Raw genomic sequence first — 19,601 nt, 5'->3', positions numbered from 1 at the left:
CGCCGCGCCGCAAAGGCGGCTTTCGGCTTCGGGCGCGGAATGTTCACCTATCCGCTGGCTTGGTTTGGGCTGTTCCAGACCCGTGACGACTTGGCTGCCGCAGTGGCAGAGTTGCTGATCGTTGGCTTTTACGGTGCGAACTCTCGCTCTCTCTCGGGGCGCTTGCTGGCGCGACAGGTGCGGCGCGGCGAGGTCGGCGGCGTCTTTTTTGTCCGCCATAACATTGGCACCCTCAAAGAGTTGACAGGGCTGATCGCGTTGTTCCGCGCAGCCGACAATCAGCCCTTGATTGCCATAGACCACGAAGGCGGAGTTGTTCAGCGCCTAACGCCAGTGCATGGCGCCTCACGGGTGCCAGCCGCCCGCACCGTTGCAGCAACCCTCTCCCCCCGGCAGGCCCATCAGGCTTATGCGCGCGCGGGCCGCGAGATTGCCGCTTTGGGGTTCAACCTCAATCTGGGTCCGGTCTTGGATTTTGATGATCCTGCAAATCCCGCCATTGGCCGCCCAAAGCGATCTTATGGCACGGACCCCGGCCAGATCCTTGCCTACGCCGAGGCTTTCGTGGCGGGATTCGCCAGCGCCGGCGTTTTTTGCGCGGCGAAACATTTTCCCGGCCATGGTCACTCTGCTGCTGACAGCCATTACGGCGTAGCGGATATCTCGGCACGGTGGAGCGTAGTCGAAATGGAGCCCTTCGCGCGGTTGTTTGTCTCGTCCCATCCGCCTGGCATGGTTATGATGGGCCATCTGCGGCTAGACGCGCTTGCCCCAGACGGGCGCGCCGCCACGCTCTCAGCACCGATCGTGACCGGGCTTTTGCGCGAAAAACTGGGCTATAGCGGCGTTATCGTGACAGATGATATTGATATGGACGCTATCAGCCATCTGATGCGCAGGAAACAGGCGTTCGTTCAGGCTCTTGCTGCGGGAAATGATCTGATCATGATTAAAAATCTGTTTGGATATGATCCTCTCCTGCCTCAAAAAGCCGTGGGCTGGGTGCGGGAGGCCATTGCCGACGGCGTTCTAAACGAAGCGCGCATCATCGCTGCAGCCGAGCGCGTGCGCGCAATCCGTCGACAGCTCAGGCGAAATGCCCCTGACAAACCGAAAACGCCTCCTCCCTGCCCCCACTGCTAAGCGGCAGCGTCGAAGCGGTGCCAACCCCAAAGCGCTGATTGCGGGCCAAGTTAGCGATGACATCCGCGCTACGGAGGTCTCTGCTCCCGATCCCAAACCTTATCGTATCGTATCGCTAAATCGGATTTCGGTGCAGAGGCCACCTACATCGCTGAAGCATAGTTGTTTTCCGATCAACACGTGCTAGGCAAATCCCGCTATAGCTGCGCTCTACCTCTGCCCTAAATGCCCGCCAACAATGAGAGAACGCAATGATCTGGCTCGCCTCGCATATATTGGTTGTGCTCAGCATTGCGATGGTTGGCGTCGCGATGTTGTTCGTGCTGCAACAGCGCCGCACCCCACAATCTGCTGCGGCGTGGGTGCTGTTCATCCTGCTGATCCCTTACCTTGCGATCCCCCTGTTTCTGGCGCTCGGCTTTCGCAAACAGGCTGGCCGCTTCCCGCCAATTCGGTTCTCGCCAGCCACCCATCCAGCCGCAAACCCTCAGCCCATCGCCAAAGCCCTGCAAGCCTTCGGCATCCCCGCCGCCTCGGAAGGCAACAGCCTCACGCTGCACTTCACCCCAACGCAAGCGCAGACGGCGCTGATGGCCACCATCTTGCAAGCGCAGACCCGCCTCGATATCACCTTTTACCTGCTTGATAACGACGCCACAGGGCACGCTTTTGTCGAAGCCCTGATTGCCCGCGCCAAAGCCGGTGTCGCGGTGCATCTGATATTGGACAGGCTCGGCGCGCTGCACCGCCCAAAAGCCGAGCTTGCACGTCTGCTGGCAGCCGGCGCGAAACTGCGCTATTTCTCGCCGTTCCTGCACCGCCCCGACAATGGCCATCTCAACCTACGCAACCACCGCAAAATGGTGGTCGCCGATCTCAACACGGTCTGGGCCGGTGGCCGCAACATCGGCGACGCCTACCTTGCCGAGGGCCACGACTGGATCGACCTCAGCTTCACCCTGCAAGGCCCGGCAGTGCAAAGCTATATCGACGTGTTCGCCGCCGATTGGGATGTGGTCGGCACCCCGCCCGGCACGCTGATCAGTCACAGCCCGGCCGATGGAGCCGTTACCGCGCAACTGGTGCCGTCGGGCCCCGATACGCCTGACGATGCGCTGCATGATGCGTTGGTCTATGGCATCCACCGCGCCGAACGCTCGGTCTGGATCACCACCCCGTACTTTCTGCCGACCGAGGCGCTGCAACAGGCACTGATCACCGCATCCCGACGTGGAGTAGATGTAAGGGTGATGCTGCCGCAGACTTCAAACCAATGGATCACCGATCTCGCACGCGGAGCCTATCTGCGCGATCTTGATGCGGCAGGCTGCACCATATTGCGGCTGCGCAAGGTGATGCTGCACGCCAAAGCGGGGATGATTGACGATATGGCTTGGATTGGATCGGCCAATTTCGACGTCCGCTCTATGCTGCTGAACTTCGAGACCGCGCTGATGCTGTATGATGCGGCAACTGTGATTACTCTGCAGGCGTGGTTCACCGGGTTAGCGCCACTGTGCGAGCCTGGCGTGCTGATCCCCAGCCTGCCCCGCCGCTGTGCCGAAAGCATTTTCCGGTTGGGAGCCCCAATGCTATGACACAAATCCAGCCACCCACCGCCTATCGGCTTACATAGGAAACCGACCCGCAATGGATTTTCCTCTGCGCATCGCCACCTACAATATCCGCAAGGCGCTCGGCAACGACCGTCGCCGTGATCCCGAGCGCACGCTCCGGGTCATCGCAGCTCTGGATGCCGATATCATTCTGCTGCAGGAGGCTGATATGCGGTTGGGCCAGCGCCCCTCTGCCCTGCCTGCGGCGTTGTTTGAAGGCCAGCCGTTTCGTGCCATCAGCTTCGATGACGACCGCGACAGCTTGGGCAGGCACGGCAATGCGATCCTGATCCGTGACGGTATTGACGTGCTGGCCACTGCTCACACCGATCTGCCAGGGCTAGAGCCGCGCGGCGCGGTGATGGCCGATCTCGCAGTACAAGGCCGGGTGATCAGAGTGGTTGGCACCCACCTTGGCCTGATCCGCGCCTCTCGCCGACGCCAACTCGCGGCCCTGCGCCACTTTGCCGAACATGCCCACATCAGCGCACGGCTGATTGCGGGCGATTTCAACGAATGGTCCGACGTGGCGCATCTGGCGGGGCTTGGCGCCGAATATACCGTGCTGCCCAGCCCGCCGACCTTTCACGCCCGTCACCCGGTCGGCGCGCTTGACCGCATCGCCGTGACCGACGAATTCACCTTGCACAGCATCGCGGCAGCCCTGACGCCCGAGTCGAGACGCGCCTCTGATCACCTGCCCTTGGTCGCCAATCTGACCCTACAAGCCGCCGCTTAAAGTTTAGCCTCGCGATCCTGCCGCCGTGACCTGAAATAACCGAGCAGCAACCCAAGCAACACCCCCGCCATCAAAACCGAGGCCACCATCCCAACATGCCGACCGATGAACGGCAAAATCGCCGTTGAGTGCCCGAAGTGATAGGCCAATGTCGTCCAAAACCCGACCCAAATCGCCGCACCAATGACGTTTGACACAGCGAACGTTAGCCAATGCATATTGGCCGTGCCCGCCACCAAGCCGTTCATCTGCCGCAACAACACGATAAACCGCGCCGCAATCACCATCAGCGGCCCAAAGCGCGCGAATACCGCCTCGACCCGCGCATAACGGCTTTCAGTGATGCCAAACCGCGCGCCATACCGCGTCACAGCCGACCGACCATACCTGCGCCCGATGACATAGGCGATATTGTCACCCAGCACCGCACCGCACCAAGCCGCAATCGCCACTGACCACAGGCTGATCTTGCCAACCCCGGCGAGTGTCGAAGCCACGATCAACGCGCTTTCCCCCGGCAACGGCAGCCCCAATGTCTCCAGCGTCAGCGAGACAAACAGCGCCGCCGCGCCATAGTGCTCAATCAGCGCCATGACATGCCCGGTGATCCACTCCATAACCCGCTTCTCCCGCTGTCAGTTCACCGCCGCGCTCGCATCCTAAGCACACGGGCAAACCACCGACAGTCAAATTCGCTGCACACTTGCGCAAACCACTCCGCTAAAAGCCTCTACAAATTACCTAAAATTTGCCTTTCATACTGGTAAAAATATTCCCGCCGGAGGCTTCCACCCGCCCAACCCAAACCAAACTGCCAGTAAAGAACCCCCAACAAACCCTTAACAAAAACCCCAACTGGTTGATTAACAAAGCATTTATCGCCACTCCCATTCGGGACCACCCCAAGCCCGCTTGACTTTCGCCGCTCCCTCCCGCCAAAATCGCCTCAAATCTTCGGAGGCCAAAATGACCGATTTCCACGCCGAACTCGAAACCCGCCTGACCCGCTACGCGGCCATCGACAGCCAGTCCGACGACAATTCGCCCACCTCGCCCTCCACCGATTTCCAGTGGAATATCCTGCGCCTGCTAGAGTCCGAACTCCGCGAGATCGGTGCCACCGACGTCACACTCACCGACTACGGCACCGTCATCGCCACCATCCCCGCCACCGCTCCTGATGCCGAAAAACTCCCCACCATCGCCCTACTCGCCCATATCGACACCACCCCCCAATTCAACGCGACGGGCGTAAAACCCCGCGTAATCAGAGGCTACAACGGCGGCCCGATCAGCTTCCCCGACAACCCCGCGCTCACCCTCACCCCCGAACAGTCTCCCTATCTCGCCACCAAACGTGGCCATGACATCATCACCGCTTCCGGCCTCACCCTGCTGGGCGGCGACGATAAAGCGGGCGTCGCAATCCTTATGACCGCCGCACGCCACCTGCTCGCCAATCCCGAAATCCCCCACCCCACCCTGCGCATCGCCTTCACCCCGGATGAGGAAATCGGCCGCGGCGTCCACGCCCGCCTGCCCGCCGATCTTGACGCCTCCTTCGCCTATACCTTCGATGGTGGTGCCGTGGGTGAGATCGAATACGAAAGCTTCTCGGCAGACGGCGCTACCGTCACCATCCAAGGTGTGTCGATCCACCCCGGCAACGCCAAAGATAAACTCGTCAACGCCATCCACCTCGCCGCGAAAATCATCCAAACCCTGCCGCAGGCCACCCTGACGCCCGAAACCACCGAAGACCGTGAGGGCTTCATCCACGCCACCGAAATGACCGGCGGCTCGTCCGAGATGACGCTGAAATTCATCCTGCGCGACTTCGAACTCGACGGCCTCGCCACCAAAGGCCAACTCCTCCAGCAAGTCTGCGCCACCGTCGCCGCAACCGAACCACGCGCCGAAATCACCTGCACGATCAAGCCGCAATACCGCAACATGCGCTATTGGCTGGAAAAGGACATGACCCCAGTCGATCTCGCCCGCACCGCTGCCCGCAGCATCGGCATCGAACCAGTTTCCGTCCCAATCCGCGGCGGCACCGACGGCTCTCGGCTGACCGAGATGGGCATCCCCTGCCCCAACCTGTTCACCGGAATGCAAAACATCCACGGCCCCCTCGAATGGATTTCCGTGCAGGATATGGGCCAAGCCACCCAATTCTGCCTCGCCCTCGTCCAGCAAGCCGCAACCGCCAAAACTTAATTCTAATTGTCATCCTCTGTGCTCAAATATCCCAAGGGGGTCCGGGGTGTGAAACCCCGGCGCCTGCCCAGAAAGACCAGATGACCCAGCACATCTCCCCCTATCACGCGCCCGATTTCTACACCGACGCCCTCGCCAAAGGCCGTCACCGCGATATCGTCGGCGGCCGCTGGGACGAGACTGGCCGCATTCAAATGGCGCTAATGCTCGACGCGGGCCTGCAACCCGACCACCATTTCCTCGACATCGGCGCAGGCTCGCTGCGTCTCGGTTGCAAGGCCGCTCTTTACCTAAATCCTGGCCATTACTGGGCAACCGACCTTTCTGGCGCGCTGCTCAAACGCGGCTATGACACCGAAATCACTGATAAATCCCGCCTAAACCCCGACCATTTGATCGAGGACGCCAATTTCACCTTCCCCGGCGTGCCCGACACTATAACCCACGCGCTTGCCTTCGCCGTGTTCACTCACCTGCCCGCCAACCATCTGCGCCGCGCGCTGATCCAGACCCGCGCCCGCTTCCCCCGCCTGCAAAAGCTGTTGTTCACCGTCTTCCTCGCCCCCGATGCAGCACAAAGCCTGCTCCCGGTGAAGCAGCCCGACGGCGTGGTGACGCATGATACGCGCGCGCCCTATCATATGCTGGCGGACGACGTGCTTTACCTCACCCGCGCCTCGGGCTTCGATGTCGATCAACACCAAACCCGCCTGCCACGTGGCCAAGTGCTGTTTATCGCCAGCCCCGCTTAACCTGCCGTAGGTCTGGAATCCCGCAGTTGCGCATTACCCCCGCTAAGCGCATTTTGCGCCAGATCATTGTGCAGCCCAGCGCAGCTTTTGCGCGAAATCAATTTGGAGACTTCCATGCGTATTCTGCTGCCCCTGCTGCTGTGTTGTGCAGCACCCGTCCACGCCGAAACCCTCAGCGTCGAGATCGGCAGCAAAGGTCTCACCGCCACCGAGGCGCGCCTCGCGGCCCTGCCCAGCCTCACCGATGCCGACCGTTTTGCGCTTGGTGGGGTGCGCTTTCTGAGCACCGTCGAGGCAGCCCTGCAACTGCGCTATAGCGCCGGAATAACAGATCAGACCGGTATGCTGCCATTCCTGCGCTTACCGCTAGAGGATAACCCGAACCCCGTCGCTTTCCAGCCTTCGATGATTTCCGATTTGTTCCGCACCATGGATGAAAAACTTGAAGCCGCCCGCGCTCCGCTGGCCGAGATCAAAGAACATTCTGATTTCACTGTCGAAATCAACTTCGCCGATCTGTGGTTTGACATCAACGCCAACAAAACCCGCGATACCGGCGAAGACGCGATGGCGGTGCTCGGCCCGATGCTGATGGGTTGGCAATGGGACGGCCGTGATCCCGCCACCCCCGCCCCGGTTGTAAAGTTCGACGCAGCCGATGCCGCTTGGCTGCAAGCTTACACCCACCTTCTGCAAGGTATCAGCAACGTCGTTCTGGCCTATGACCCGACCGAACCAATCGACCGCATCCTGCAAGCCAGGGCAAAATTGCAAAGCCTCGGCGGCGTCACCCCTAGCTTTCTCACCGGAACCGGCACGCAAGGGATGGACGAGGTTGACGTGATCGCCATCGCCATCGCCTCCCTGCAACAAACCCCCGACGCCGCCCGCATGACCACCGCCCACGGCCACTTCTTGGCGATGATTGCCGACAATCGCCGTTTCTGGGCCGAGGTCGCCATGGAATCCGACAATGCCGCCGAATGGTTGCCAAACGACAAACAGCAATCCGCGTTAGGGGTGGCTTTGCCGCCCGGAACCGGTACGGCGTGGCTTGCGGTGTTGGACGATGCCGAAGCTTTGCTCAACGGCAGCAAACTCGCACCCTATTGGCGGCAAGACGGCGCGGCCGGGGTGAACATTGCCAAAGTGTTCAGCGATCCACGCCCCGCCGATCTTGCAGGCTGGGTCCAAGGCTGGGCCGCAACGCCGTATCTCGAGCAAGGCCAGCTCGTCAGCGACCAGAACTGGAACGCTTTTGAGCAGATGATGGGCGGCGAGGCGATGCTGCTGTCGTTCTACCTGAACTAAACTCAAGCCAAATCCGGCGCATATTGCTGCAAAAACCCACCGTAGCGCTGGCGCAAAGCAACATCAAACGCCTCTACCGACAAATCCGGGCATAACCCGGCGGCAGCCAAAATCGTGCGGGGGTCAAACCCCGCCTCATCCAAGCTGCCCAAGTCGCGCAACTGCGCGATCTGCTCTCGATCTAGACTTTTCAGCACTGACACCAGTGTCTCCCTCAGGGGCACATCGCTTATCGCCTCGCGCAGCGACGAAAACTGCGTGCTACGCGCCACTCCATGCCGATCATTGGTTTTGTGCAAAGGCTCATGCGCCCGACGCAGCAGTTTCAGGGTGAAATGCAGCTTGGTCAGCCCGTCGAAATGCAAAAGCCGCGTGGTCTGGATCACCTTATGCGGCGGCTTATCCTTCGGCGCATGTAGCCCCATTTTCAGCGCCGCGCCCGTCCGCACAAAAGCCTTGCCGGCCTTATGCCCGGTCAGCCCAAAATGGAAAAAATCGGCCATTTCGCCATACACCTGCGGCCCGGTTTGGCTGTAATCCCGCAAAGCATAGCGAAATACACCCGCGAATATATCGGCTCCGACCACGCCATCGGGATATGCCCGCTCGGCCACCAACAGCCGCATATACATCGCCGCATCGGGCGCTTCAGCCAACGCCTTGCGCGCCGCCAGCCCGTCAAGAAGAAACTCATCGGCGTCGCAATGCAGCACCCATTCGGCCTCGGTCTTGGCATAAACCTGCTGCGCGTTATAAATCTGCCGCGCCGTATGCACCTCGGGGCGCTTGCGCTTTTTGCTCGCCGCCCAATAGGATGCATCGCAAACAGTCACCTCACATGCGGGCAGATGCGCCAGCATCGCCTCCGCCTCTGGGTCGGGCTGATCAAGGAACACATGCACCGCTGCTGCACCCTGAGCCAGATGATGCGCGGCAAAAGTTGCCACCAGAGCGGCAGGTTCATCCGCCGTCGTCACCACGGCCCAACTGGGTTTCATCGAACTGTTGCCATCCCGTACTATATCTTAACCACAACATGCCGAGCGTTAGCGCCAACGGCAAGCCTTGATATTCTTAACATTTCCATACGTGTGATCACAATTTTTTTGCGTGTGATCACAAATGTCGGTTTTCTGCCAGTGCCTGTTCTTTCCGGTTTTCTTAATGCCCATATTTATGCCACACCACCTGCAAATCCAAGCTGATGGGACAGATCCATGAACATCCATGAATACCAGGCCAAGGCCCTGCTGCGCAGCTACGGCATTCCGGTATCCGATGGCCGCGCCGTAACCAAGGCAGAAGATGCCAAATCTGCGGCGGGCGAACTCGACGGCCCGCTCTGGGTGGTCAAGGCGCAAATCCATGCGGGTGGTCGCGGTAAGGGCCACTTCAAGGAAGCTGAGGCTGGTGAAAAAGGTGGCGTCCGTCTGGCCCGCTCGGTGGGGGAGGCTGCTGAATTTGCGCGCCAAATGCTTGGCCGCACGTTGGTGACAGAGCAGACCGGTCCTGCGGGCAAACAGGTCAACCGAATCTATATCGAAGACGGCAGCGATATTGCCCGCGAGCTTTACCTCGCCATGCTGATTGACCGTAACTCCAGCCGGATTTCGTTTGTGGTCTCGACCGAAGGCGGCATGTCAATCGAAGACGTTGCCCACAACACCCCCGACAAGATCATCTCGTTCGACGTTGATCCTGCCACTGGCTATTCCGATTTCCACGGCCGCCGCGTCGCTTTCGTGCTGGGTCTGGAAGGCGCTCAAGTCAAGCAATGCGTTGGAATCGTGAAGAACCTCTACCGTCTGTTCGTCGAAAAAGACATGGACATGCTAGAGATTAACCCGCTGGTGGTGATGACCGATGGCAACCTGAAACTGCTCGACGCGAAGATGAGCTTTGACGGCAACGCGATGTATCGCCACCCCGATATAGCCGCCCTGCGCGATGAGACCGAGGAAGATCCGAAAGAACTCGCCGCCTCGAAATTCGATCTGAACTACATCGCGCTGGATGGCGAAATCGGCTGCATGGTCAACGGCGCTGGCCTCGCGATGGCGACGATGGACATCATCAAGCTGTATGGTGCCGAGCCTGCCAACTTCCTCGACGTCGGCGGCGGTGCCACCAAAGAAAAAGTCACCGAGGCATTCAAAATCATCACCTCTGACCCGCAAGTCAAAGGCATCCTCGTCAACATCTTCGGCGGCATCATGCGCTGCGACATCATCGCCGAAGGCGTGATAGCCGCGGTAAAAGAAGTCGGCCTCAAGGTGCCGCTGGTGGTCCGCCTTGAAGGCACCAACGTGGAGTTGGGTAAAGACATCATCCGCAATTCGGGGCTGAACGTGATCGCTGCGGATAACCTGAGCGACGCCGCGCAGAAGATTGTTAAGGCTGTGAAGGGATGATCCGAAGCGCCGCCATTTTTGCGCTGTTGGCAGGCTCGGCCGCGGCGCAAGACGCCGATCCGCACAGCCAATTGGTTGAAGGCTACATGGCGTGCATGTCGGGCGGCAACCAAGTTGATCTGACCGAAGCCATGCTGACCAGTCTAAGCTGGACACGCAATGACGAAGGCGAAGAAGGTTTGGTCTATTTCTATCCCGGTGTCGGCAATGACACGATTGTCTACATGGCCGAGGGATCTTTCTGCCATGTCGAAAGCGGCAGTGTTGACAGCGCCACCGCGTCGGAAATCCTTGCCGCAGCACTTGGCGGCGTAGAAGGCGCGCCGTTTGTCTACTCAAAGGATGACATGGGCTGCACTCGGCTTGATTTCGACACCGGAGTAAGCGCCACCATCACCTCGGCTGGCAACGACCCGACCTGCGGCTCTGATAGCGACAGTGGCGTGAGGTTTGAGGCGACACCGAAAGAATAAACGACGGGCGGAATCCGGCCGATCACTACCCAACCGCCTCACTCCAAGGACCACCATGACCTCCACCGCCACCCAACACCCCCAACCTAACCCGCGCCTTATCCGCGCGCGGGCTGGCTTTGCGGTGCTGGCAGCGTTGGCCCTCGTTAGCCCCGCCCACGCTGATATCTATGATGAGGCCGAGATCGACGTCTCCACCTACCAAGTCACCGGATCATCGCTGGCAGAGGTGCAGGCGCAGATGGAATCCGGTGGGCCTAAGGGCTATTGGGCGTTTACAAATTGGTATGCCAACTGGAACGGTGCTTGCGAAACCAGTGTTACCGCTGAAATCACCATGCCCGAACTCGCCGACGACGCCGATCTGACCGAGGTTCAGGCTGAAGAATTTGACCGCATGGCGACCGCCCTGCTCGACCATGAACTCGGCCATGTCCGCATCGGTCTGAACTTTGCCGAAGCCGTCGCAGATGCTGGCTGCCCCGCCAACACCAAACGCATCCATGCCAGCTTTACCCAAGCTGGCATCGACTACGACGACGAAACCGAACACGGCTACCAGCAGGGGGTCTATCTTGTCGAACCCTAGATCGCTGCGCCCCGCCTCCGCCACCGAACTCATCAAGGCCAACGCCTCCGGCCTCGCCCGCAAAAGATTGACCATCGAAGGAACGCGCTAATGGCCGTACTTGTAAACTCGAACACCCGCGTCATCTGCCAAGGCTTCACTGGCAGCCAAGGCACGTTCCACTCTGAACAAGCCATCGCTTACGGCACCAAAATGGTCGGCGGCGTCACCCCCGGCAAGGGCGGTTCCAGCCACCTCAACCTGCCGGTGTTCGACTCTGTTCACGAGGCCCGCGCGGTCACGGGTGCCAATGCCAGCGTGATCTACGTGCCGCCGCCCTTCGCCGCGGACAGCATTCTTGAGGCGATTGATGCCGAGATGGAATTGATCGTTTGCATCACCGAAGGCATCCCGGTGCTGGATATGATGAAGGTGAAGCGCGCGCTGATCAACTCGAAATCCCGCCTGATCGGGCCGAACTGCCCCGGTGTGATGACCCCCGGAGAATGCAAAATCGGCATCATGCCGGGCAGCATTTTCTCGAAGGGCTCGGTCGGGGTGGTGTCACGCTCCGGCACGCTGACTTATGAGGCCGTCAAGCAGACCACCGACGTAGGCTTAGGCCAATCCTCGGCTGTCGGCATCGGCGGCGATCCGATCAAGGGCTCGGAACACATTGATATCCTTGAGATGTTCCTCGCCGACCCCGACACCCATTCGATCATCATGATCGGTGAAATTGGCGGCGCTGCGGAAGAAGACGCAGCCCAGTTCCTTGCCGATGAGAAGAAACGCGGCCGCTGGAAACCCACCGCTGGCTTCATCGCAGGCCGCACCGCACCCGAAGGCCGCCGCATGGGCCACGCAGGAGCCATCGTCGCAGGCGGCAAAGGCGACGCCCAATCGAAGATCGAGGCGATGAAAATGGCCGGCATCATCGTAGCCGACAGCCCAGCGACCTTGGGCGAGGCCGTGCTGGCGGCGATTGGAAAGTAATGTTTTGAAACCTCTCTTGTAGCTATGAAAGAGGCGTCAATTGAGAAAGGTAGAAAAGTAACCATGAGAAAAATCTTCCTGAAGCATGCTGGTGTGCTGGCATTCGCAACCGCGATCTTGGCGGCATGTGTTCCGGCCCCCTCCACCACGCAGACAAAGGTTGATACTGTGTCCAGCAGCGTTGAGGCCGCGTCTGGCATCGACAGGTCGGCGCTGCTAGCAATACAAGGCATATCGGACGGCGGTGGCCAAATGCTCTATGACGTTTTCTACTATGCTCAGAACATAAACCGCGCCCAGCTTGATGCGGCCCCTGCGCGCATCTGTGCGTTCTATGGCAAAAACCTCGTTTCCGCCGAGGACAAGGCGTTGGAGCATCCTGACACTATGCCAGGTGTCCGCAAGCTGATGGTGCGCTGCAAGTGAACCCATACACTGCATTTTTTTTCAAGCTTCCTTCAAGGTGAGGCATCCAAATGACCGAACAATCCCCCAACTCGCAATTCCACGCCTCTAGCTTCCTGCAAGGCGCGAATGCGGATTATATCGACCAACTCGCAGCGAACTACGCCGCCAACCCGGCGTCGGTCGATGCGCAATGGGCGGATTTCTTCCGCTCGCTGGCAGAGCCAGAGATGGATGCCAAACGGCAGGCCACCGGGCCGTCGTGGGGCCGCGCCGACTGGCCGCCGACGCCTTCGGATGATATGACCGGGGCGATGACGGGCGAATGGCCGGTGGCTCCTGAACCCAAAGGCGCTGGCAAGAAAATCGCCGAGAAGGCCGCCGAAAAAGGCGTCAGCCTGACCGATGCGCAGGTGCAGCGCGCCGTGCTAGATAGCATCCGCGCCATCATGATCATCCGCGCCTACCGTATTCGCGGCCACCTTGCCGCCGATCTTGACCCGCTGGGTATGACCGATCGCGGCAATCACCCCGAGTTGGAGCCGATTTCCTACGGCTTTGAAGAATCCGATATGGATCGCCCGATCTTCATCGACAACGTGCTGGGGCTAGACGTTGCCTCGATGCGCCAGATCATCGACATCGTGAAGCGCACCTATTGCGGCACCTTCGCGCTGCAATTCATGCACATCTCCGACCCCGCTCAATCGGCGTGGCTCAAAGAGCGCATCGAAGGTTACGGCAAGGAAATCCAGTTCACCCGTGAGGGTCGCAAGGCCATCTTGAACAAACTGGTTGAGGCTGAGGGCTACGAAAAGTTCCTCCATGTTAAATACATGGGCACCAAACGGTTCGGTCTTGACGGGGCCGAAGCACTGATCCCGGCGATGGAAGCGATCATCAAACGTGGCGGCGCGATGGGCGTGCGCGAGGTGATTTTCGGGATGCCGCACCGGGGCCGCCTGAACGTGCTCTCGAACGTGCTGCAAAAACCCTACCGCGCGATTTTCAACGAATTCCAAGGCGGCAGCTATAAGCCGGAAGACGTCGATGGCTCGGGCGACGTGAAATATCACCTTGGCGCGTCCAGCGACCGCACCTTTGACGGCAACACGGTTCACCTTTCGCTGACCGCAAACCCCTCGCATTTGGAGGCGGTGAACCCAGTGGTCTTGGGCAAAGTGCGCGCCAAGCAAGATCAGTTTGGCGATAGCGAGCGCAGCCAAGTGCTGCCGGTTCTGCTGCACGGTGATGCGGCCTTTGCGGGCCAAGGCGTTATTGCCGAATGTTTTGGTCTGTCGGGGCTGAAAGGCCACCGCACCGGCGGCACCATGCATATCATCGTGAACAACCAGATCGGCTTTACCACCGCCCCGGCCTACAGCCGCTCCAGCCCCTACCCCACCGATATCGCCTTGATGGTCGAAGCGCCGATCTTCCATGTGAATGGTGATGACCCGGAAGCCGTTGTTCATGCAGCGAAAGTTGCCACCGAGTTCCGCCAGACCTTCCATAAAGACGTGGTGTTGGATATCTTCTGCTACCGCCGCTTTGGTCACAACGAAGGCGACGAGCCGATGTTCACCAACCCGGCGATGTACACCACGATCCGCAAGCAAAAGACCACTTTGCAGCTTTACACCGACCGTTTGGTTGCCGATGGCCTGATCCCGGAAGGCGAGATTGAGGATATGAAGGCGGCATTCCAAGCCCGCCTGAATGAAGAATTTGAAGTCGGCAAAGACTACAAGCCCAACAAAGCCGATTGGCTGGACGGTCGCTGGAAGGCGATGAAAACCAAAGACCTCGACAATTATCAACGCGGCGATACTTGGATCAAACCCGAGACGATGGCCGAAATCGGTGCCGCTTTGACCCGCATTCCCGAAGGTTTTGACATTCACAAAACCGTCGCGCGCCAGCTTGAGTCCAAAAAGAAAATGTTCGAAACTGGCGCGGGCTTCGATTGGTCCACCGCCGAAGCGCTTGCGTTTGGCTCCTTGCAAGTCGAAGGCTTCCCGGTGCGCCTATCGGGTCAGGATTGCACCCGTGGCACCTTTAGCCAGCGCCATTCGGCCTTCATCGACCAGACCACCGAGGAACGGCACTACCCGCTGAACCACATCCGCCCCGGCCAAGCGCGCTATGAAGTCATCGACTCGATGCTGTCGGAATATGCGGTTTTGGGCTTTGAATACGGCTATTCGCTGTCCGAACCCAACGCTCTGACGATGTGGGAAGCCCAATTTGGCGATTTCGCCAACGGCGCGCAGATCATGTTCGACCAGTTCATCAACTCGGGTGAGAGCAAATGGCTGCGGATGTCCGGCCTCGTGTGTCTTTTGCCGCACGGTTATGAAGGCCAAGGCCCGGAACACTCCTCGGCGCGGTTGGAACGCTTCTTGCAGATGTCGGCGCATGACAACTGGATCGTGGCAAACTGCACCACGCCCTCGAACTACTTCCACATCCTGCGCCGCCAGCTGCACCGCGATTTCCGCAAACCGCTGATCCTGATGACGCCGAAATCGCTGCTGCGTCACCCGATGGCGGTGTCTGATGCGTCCGATTTCACCGATGGCAGCTATTTCCACCGCGTTTTGTGGGATGATGCGCAGAAGGGCCATTCGGAAACCAAACTGAACGCGGATGACCAGATCAAACGTGTCGTGCTCTGCTCGGGCAAGGTCTACTACGACCTGCTGGCCGAACGCGACGCGCGCGGCATCACCGACACCTATCTGCTGCGGGTTGAGCAGCTTTATCCGGTGCCGAAGCAGTCGCTGACGGCTGAACTCTCGCGCTTCAAAGCTGCCGAATGGGTCTGGTGCCAAGAGGAGCCGAAAAACATGGGCGCTTGGTCACATATTGAGCCGGAACTGGAATCGTTGCTGATCAGCATCGGCGCCACCAACACCCGGCCCCGCTATGCAGGCCGCGCAGCTTCGGCTTCGCCTGCGACTGGCTTGGCATCTAAGCATAAATACGAACAGCAAACCCTGGTCAACGAAGCGCTCGGCTGACCCAATACCCAGCGCCGACGCGCACAGGAGAATGAAATGACGGATGTAATGGTGCCCTCTTTGGGCGAAAGCGTCTCGGAAGCCACGGTTTCGACTTGGTTCAAAAAGCCGGGCGATACGGTCAAGCTGGATGAGATGCTGTGCGAACTTGAGACCGATAAAGTCTCGGTCGAAGTGCCCTCGCCGGTGGCAGGCGTGCTGGCGGAAATCCTTGCCCCCGAAGGCACAACCGTCGCTGCCAACGCGCGGCTGGCGATTGTGACCGAGGGTGCGACTGGCACAGCCACGCCCGCCGCAACCCCGGCCGCTGCAGTCCCGACGATCCCCGCCAAGGCGGAGGAGCCGAAATCGATCGCCGCTGCATTGGTCGGCTCGCCCGGCGATGGCCCCGAAGTCATCACCCCGCGTGACGTCGAAAACGCGCCTTCCGCCAAGAAGGCGATGGAGGAAGCTGGCCTCACCCCCGATCAAGTCCAAGGCACTGGCCGCGATGGCCGGGTGATGAAGGAAGACGTGGCGCGCACTGCCGCCACCGCTCCGATCACCGCCGCCCCCGCGCCTGCTGCAATTCCGCGCGCTCCGATCCCGGCTGACGATGCCGCCCGCGAGGAACGCGTCAAGATGACCCGCCTGCGCGCCACCATCGCGCGCCGCCTGAAAGATGCGCAAAACACCGCCGCGATGCTGACCACTTACAACGAAGTGGATATGTCGTCGATCATGGGATTGCGCAACGAATACAAAGACATATTCGAGAAGAAACACGGCGTTAAACTCGGCTTCATGTCGTTTTTCGTCAAAGCCTGCACCCATGCTTTGAAGGAAATCCCCGAGGTCAACGCCGAGATTGACGGCCAAGACGTCGTCTACAAAAACTACGTCCACATGGGCGTTGCCGTCGGCTCCCCGAACGGCCTTGTGGTGCCCGTCGTGCGCGATGCCGACCAGATGGGCTTTGCGGCAATTGAGAAGAAAATCTCGGAACTGGGCCTGCGCGCCCGCGATGGCAAACTCTCCATGGCCGAGATGCAGGGCGGCTCGTTCACCATCTCGAACGGCGGCGTCTACGGCTCGCTGATGTCCTCGCCGATCCTGAACCCGCCGCAATCAGGCATCCTTGGCATGCACAAAATCCAAGACCGCCCGGTCGTCGTCGCAGGCCAAATCGTCATCCGCCCGATGATGTATCTGGCTCTGAGCTACGATCATCGGGTGGTGGACGGCAAGGGAGCGGTGACGTTCTTGGTGCGAGTGAAAGAGGCGCTGGAAGATCCGCGTCGGTTGTTGATGGATTTGTGATTTAATGGGCGGGATAAAACCCGCCCCTCAATAGCGAGATGACCCAATGACCCCAGAACTCACCACCCTCGCCCTCGCTGGCCTGCTGCAAGTCGTGCAGTTCGGCCTGTTCGCCATGCCCGCCAATATGGAGCTTGGCCGCACCTACACCTCCAGCCCGCGCGACACCCCACCGCCGCGGCCGCTCTCGATCACCACGGGTCGTCTGCAACGCGCCCTGCAAAACCATTTTGAGGCGCTGGCCCTGTTCACCATCGCCGTGCTGGTCGTCACCCTCGGCAACCAATCGACGACCGTGACGCAATACGCCGCCTATGCCTACCTCGCCGCCCGCGTGCTCTACGTCCCGGCCTACGCGTTTGGCTGGGCACCATGGCGCTCGGCAATCTGGGCGGTGGGCTTTATCGCCACCATCACGATGATTATCGCGGCGCTGATCTAAGTTTTCGATCAGCTAAATCGTATGGCCGTTAAATGGCCGTTTAATGGCCCGTTTCCATATAATTAACCTCTTGTTAAAATGCCCCATCCAAAGGACGAAATTCATGGCTAGCTTTGACGCAATCATCATCGGTTCCGGCCCCGGCGGCTACGTTTGCGCCATTCGCGCCGCTCAACTGGGCCTGAATGTAGCCGTGGTTGAGGGCCGCGAAACCCTTGGCGGCACCTGCCTGAACATCGGCTGCATCCCGTCAAAAGCCCTGCTGCACGCGACGCACAGCTTGCACGAAGTCCATGAAAACTTTGAGAAAATGGGCCTGATGGGCGGTGCTCCGAGCGTCGATTGGGTCAAGATGCAAGCCTACAAACAAGACGTGGTAAACGGCAACACCAAGGGCATCGAGTTTCTGTTCAAGAAGAACAAAATCACTTGGCTGAAAGGCTGGGCCACCATCCCCGCCCCGGGAAAGGTGCAGATCGGCGATGAGGTGCACGAGGCGAAAAACATCGTGATTGCAACGGGTTCCGAGCCATCGACCCTCCCCGGCGTCACCGTGGATGAGACGATTGTGGTCAGCTCCACCGGCGCTTTGACGCTGCCTTCGATCCCAAAAACCATGGTGGTAATCGGCGCTGGCGTGATCGGTCTGGAAATGGGCTCGGTCTACGCACGGCTTGGCACTGAAGTCACCGTGGTCGAATATCTTGACGCGATCACCCCCGGCATGGACGCCGAAGTCGCGAAAAGCTTCCAGAAAATCCTGACGAAACAAGGCTTTAAGTTCATCTTGGGTGCCGCCGTGCAAGGTGTTGAAACCAAAGACGGAACCGCCAAAGTCACCTACAAATTGCGCAAAAATGACACCGAAGCCAGCCTAGAAGCTGAGGTCGTTCTGGTCGCCACAGGCCGCAAACCCTACGTCAAAGGCTTGGGGCTAGAGGCGCTGGGGGTCGAGATGCTACCACGCGGCCAAGTCAAAACCGACGCGCATTTTGCAACCAATATCAACGGCTTGTATGCTATCGGCGATGCGATCACAGGCCCAATGCTGGCGCATAAAGCCGAAGACGAAGGCATGGCCTTGGCCGAGATCATGGCGGGCAAAGCCGGCCACGTTAACTATTCCGTCATCCCAGGCGTGATATACACCATGCCAGAGGTTTCATCCGTAGGGGCAACCGAAGAACAGCTCAAAGAACAAGGCCGCGCCTACAAAGTCGGCAAATTCCCCTTCATGGGCAACGCGCGGGCAAAAGCGGTGTTCCAAGCCGAAGGTTTCGTGAAAATGCTCGCCGACGCCACCACCGACCGTATCCTCGGCTGCCACATCATCGGCCCCGGCGCAGGCGACCTGATCCACGAGGTTTGTGTAGCAATGGAGTTTGGCGCATCGGCACAAGACCTAGCCCTAACTTGCCACGCTCACCCTACATATAGCGAGGCTGTGCGCGAAGCAGCCCTAGCCTGCGGTGACGGTGCCATCCACGCCTGACCCAATTTCGTCCAACACCCTAGCTCGCCAAATGCCGCAATCCCTGCGTCACATCGGTGCGAACAGCCAGCCGCAATCCCGGCTCATCCCCCGCCCGCAGCGCCGCCAAAATCATCCGGTGGTGCTGCGGCATGTCCCTGCGACGCAACTTCTGGTATAAAGCCCGCATCGTCGGCCCAAGCTGTAGCCACACCGTCTCACACAAAGCCAACATCGCAGGGGTTTGGGCGCGCAGATACAACGTGCGGTGAAACTCCAGATTGGTGCGCACATAGCCCACCGCATCTTGGTTCATCACCGCCTCTTGGTTCAGCGCGTTGATTGCAGCAAGCCGATCAATCAGCGCGAAATGCGCCCGAGGCAGCGCCCGCGCCGCCATCTCCGGCTCCAACATCGCGCGGATCGCGGCGAGTTCTTCAATGCGCTCCGGCGTCAGTTCCGGCGTCGAAATTCGCCCCGAGGATGACATGGTAAATGCACCCTCCGCCACCAACCGCCGCACCGCATCACGCGCGGGCGTCATGGACACCCCAAATTGCGCCGCAATCCCACGCAAAGTCATCGCCTGCCCGGGCGCCAATTCGCCATGCAAAACCTGCTGGCGCAGCGTGCGATACACCCGCTCATGCGCCGCGGCATTGGGATCAGCCAGTCGCGGCGATATTGGGCGGGGTTCAATCGACATACCTAAACAAGCACCCCAATGCGCCA

17 protein-coding genes and 1 pseudogene are annotated in these 19,601 nt (G+C 59.8%); 15 read left to right on the top strand and 3 right to left on the bottom strand.

Annotated features, from left to right (window positions below; genetic code table 11):
* Positions 1 to 39 precede the first annotated feature (39 nt).
* From JWS10_RS09185 to JWS10_RS09175, 3 genes are all read left to right on the top strand, one after another.
* Complete coding sequence (locus tag JWS10_RS09185; protein ID WP_299506602.1) at positions 40 to 1,143, top strand: glycoside hydrolase family 3 N-terminal domain-containing protein; 1,104 nt, start codon at positions 40 to 42, stop codon at positions 1,141 to 1,143.
* Between the two features lie 251 nt (positions 1,144 to 1,394).
* Entirely contained in the window at positions 1,395 to 2,741 is a 1,347-nt protein-coding gene (locus JWS10_RS09180; protein WP_299506600.1) for a phospholipase D-like domain-containing protein, read from the top strand.
* 52 nt (positions 2,742 to 2,793) lie between these two features.
* Positions 2,794 to 3,498 carry an endonuclease/exonuclease/phosphatase family protein gene (locus tag JWS10_RS09175; protein ID WP_299506598.1) on the top strand — a complete coding sequence of 235 codons (705 nt, stop codon included), beginning with the start codon at positions 2,794 to 2,796 and terminating at the stop codon, positions 3,496 to 3,498.
* Here the strand turns inward: JWS10_RS09175 and JWS10_RS09170 are convergent.
* The gene (locus JWS10_RS09170) at positions 3,495 to 4,115 is read right to left on the bottom strand and encodes a DedA family protein (RefSeq protein ID WP_299506596.1); all 621 of its coding nucleotides are present in this window, start codon (positions 4,113 to 4,115) and stop codon (positions 3,495 to 3,497) included. The genes JWS10_RS09175 and JWS10_RS09170 overlap by 4 nt on opposite strands.
* A gap of 349 nt (positions 4,116 to 4,464) precedes the next feature.
* Here JWS10_RS09170 and pepT point away from each other — a divergent pair, with 349 nt between their 5' ends.
* From pepT to JWS10_RS09155, 3 genes are all read left to right on the top strand, one after another.
* On the top strand, positions 4,465 to 5,718 hold the full coding sequence (gene pepT / locus JWS10_RS09165) for a peptidase T (RefSeq protein ID WP_299506594.1): 1,254 nt from the start codon (positions 4,465 to 4,467) through the stop codon (positions 5,716 to 5,718).
* An 80-nt stretch (positions 5,719 to 5,798) separates the two neighbouring features.
* Positions 5,799 to 6,470 (top strand): class I SAM-dependent methyltransferase, encoded by a 672-nt coding sequence (locus JWS10_RS09160; protein ID WP_299506592.1) that lies wholly within the window; start codon positions 5,799 to 5,801, stop codon positions 6,468 to 6,470.
* Between the two features lie 114 nt (positions 6,471 to 6,584).
* Complete coding sequence (locus tag JWS10_RS09155) at positions 6,585 to 7,781, top strand: hypothetical protein (protein ID WP_299506589.1); 1,197 nt, start codon at positions 6,585 to 6,587, stop codon at positions 7,779 to 7,781.
* 2 nt (positions 7,782 to 7,783) lie between these two features.
* On the opposite strand, the gene JWS10_RS09150 is transcribed toward JWS10_RS09155, so the two are convergent.
* Entirely contained in the window at positions 7,784 to 8,779 is a 996-nt protein-coding gene (locus tag JWS10_RS09150; RefSeq protein WP_299506587.1) for a glycosyltransferase family 2 protein, read from the bottom strand.
* Between the two features lie 219 nt (positions 8,780 to 8,998).
* On the opposite strand from JWS10_RS09150, the gene sucC reads away from it, so the two are divergent.
* The 9 genes and pseudogenes from sucC to lpdA all read left to right on the top strand — a co-directional run bounded on the left by sucC (position 8,999) and on the right by lpdA (position 18,890).
* Positions 8,999 to 10,192 carry an ADP-forming succinate--CoA ligase subunit beta gene (sucC, locus tag JWS10_RS09145; protein WP_299506585.1) on the top strand — a complete coding sequence of 398 codons (1,194 nt, stop codon included), beginning with the start codon at positions 8,999 to 9,001 and terminating at the stop codon, positions 10,190 to 10,192.
* Positions 10,189 to 10,665 (top strand): hypothetical protein, encoded by a 477-nt coding sequence (locus JWS10_RS09140; protein ID WP_299506583.1) that lies wholly within the window; start codon positions 10,189 to 10,191, stop codon positions 10,663 to 10,665. The genes sucC and JWS10_RS09140 overlap by 4 nt, the downstream gene beginning before the upstream one ends.
* Before the next feature lie 55 nt (positions 10,666 to 10,720).
* Positions 10,721 to 11,254, top strand: coding sequence for a DUF922 domain-containing protein (locus JWS10_RS09135; protein WP_299506581.1), 534 nt, complete (start codon positions 10,721 to 10,723; stop codon positions 11,252 to 11,254).
* Positions 11,255 to 11,344: 90 nt separating this feature from the next.
* The gene (gene sucD, locus JWS10_RS09130; RefSeq protein ID WP_299506578.1) at positions 11,345 to 12,229 is read left to right on the top strand and encodes a succinate--CoA ligase subunit alpha; all 885 of its coding nucleotides are present in this window, start codon (positions 11,345 to 11,347) and stop codon (positions 12,227 to 12,229) included.
* Positions 12,230 to 12,292: 63 nt separating this feature from the next.
* A complete protein-coding gene (locus JWS10_RS09125) occupies positions 12,293 to 12,655 on the top strand; it encodes a hypothetical protein (protein ID WP_299506577.1) in 363 nt (120 codons plus the stop codon).
* A gap of 50 nt (positions 12,656 to 12,705) precedes the next feature.
* A complete protein-coding gene (locus JWS10_RS09120) occupies positions 12,706 to 15,657 on the top strand; it encodes a 2-oxoglutarate dehydrogenase E1 component (protein WP_299506575.1) in 2,952 nt (983 codons plus the stop codon).
* A 27-nt stretch (positions 15,658 to 15,684) separates the two neighbouring features.
* Positions 15,685 to 16,956 (top strand): annotated as a pseudogene (gene odhB / locus JWS10_RS09115) (2-oxoglutarate dehydrogenase complex dihydrolipoyllysine-residue succinyltransferase); the annotation flags it as partial.
* Positions 16,957 to 17,002: 46 nt separating this feature from the next.
* Positions 17,003 to 17,398 (top strand): MAPEG family protein, encoded by a 396-nt coding sequence (locus JWS10_RS09110; RefSeq protein WP_299480167.1) that lies wholly within the window; start codon positions 17,003 to 17,005, stop codon positions 17,396 to 17,398.
* A 103-nt stretch (positions 17,399 to 17,501) separates the two neighbouring features.
* Positions 17,502 to 18,890, top strand: coding sequence for a dihydrolipoyl dehydrogenase (gene lpdA, locus JWS10_RS09105; RefSeq protein WP_299506573.1), 1,389 nt, complete (start codon positions 17,502 to 17,504; stop codon positions 18,888 to 18,890).
* 19 nt (positions 18,891 to 18,909) lie between these two features.
* Here the strand turns inward: lpdA and JWS10_RS09100 are convergent, their stop codons facing one another.
* On the bottom strand, positions 18,910 to 19,575 hold the full coding sequence (locus JWS10_RS09100) for a GntR family transcriptional regulator (RefSeq protein WP_299506571.1): 666 nt from the start codon (positions 19,573 to 19,575) through the stop codon (positions 18,910 to 18,912).
* Between the last annotated feature and the right edge of the window lie 26 nt (positions 19,576 to 19,601).

This window comes from Cypionkella sp. (genome assembly GCF_028290025.1).
Taxonomy (GTDB): Bacteria; Pseudomonadota; Alphaproteobacteria; order Rhodobacterales; family Rhodobacteraceae; genus Cypionkella.
This window is presented reverse-complemented; position numbering and strand designations above follow the sequence as displayed.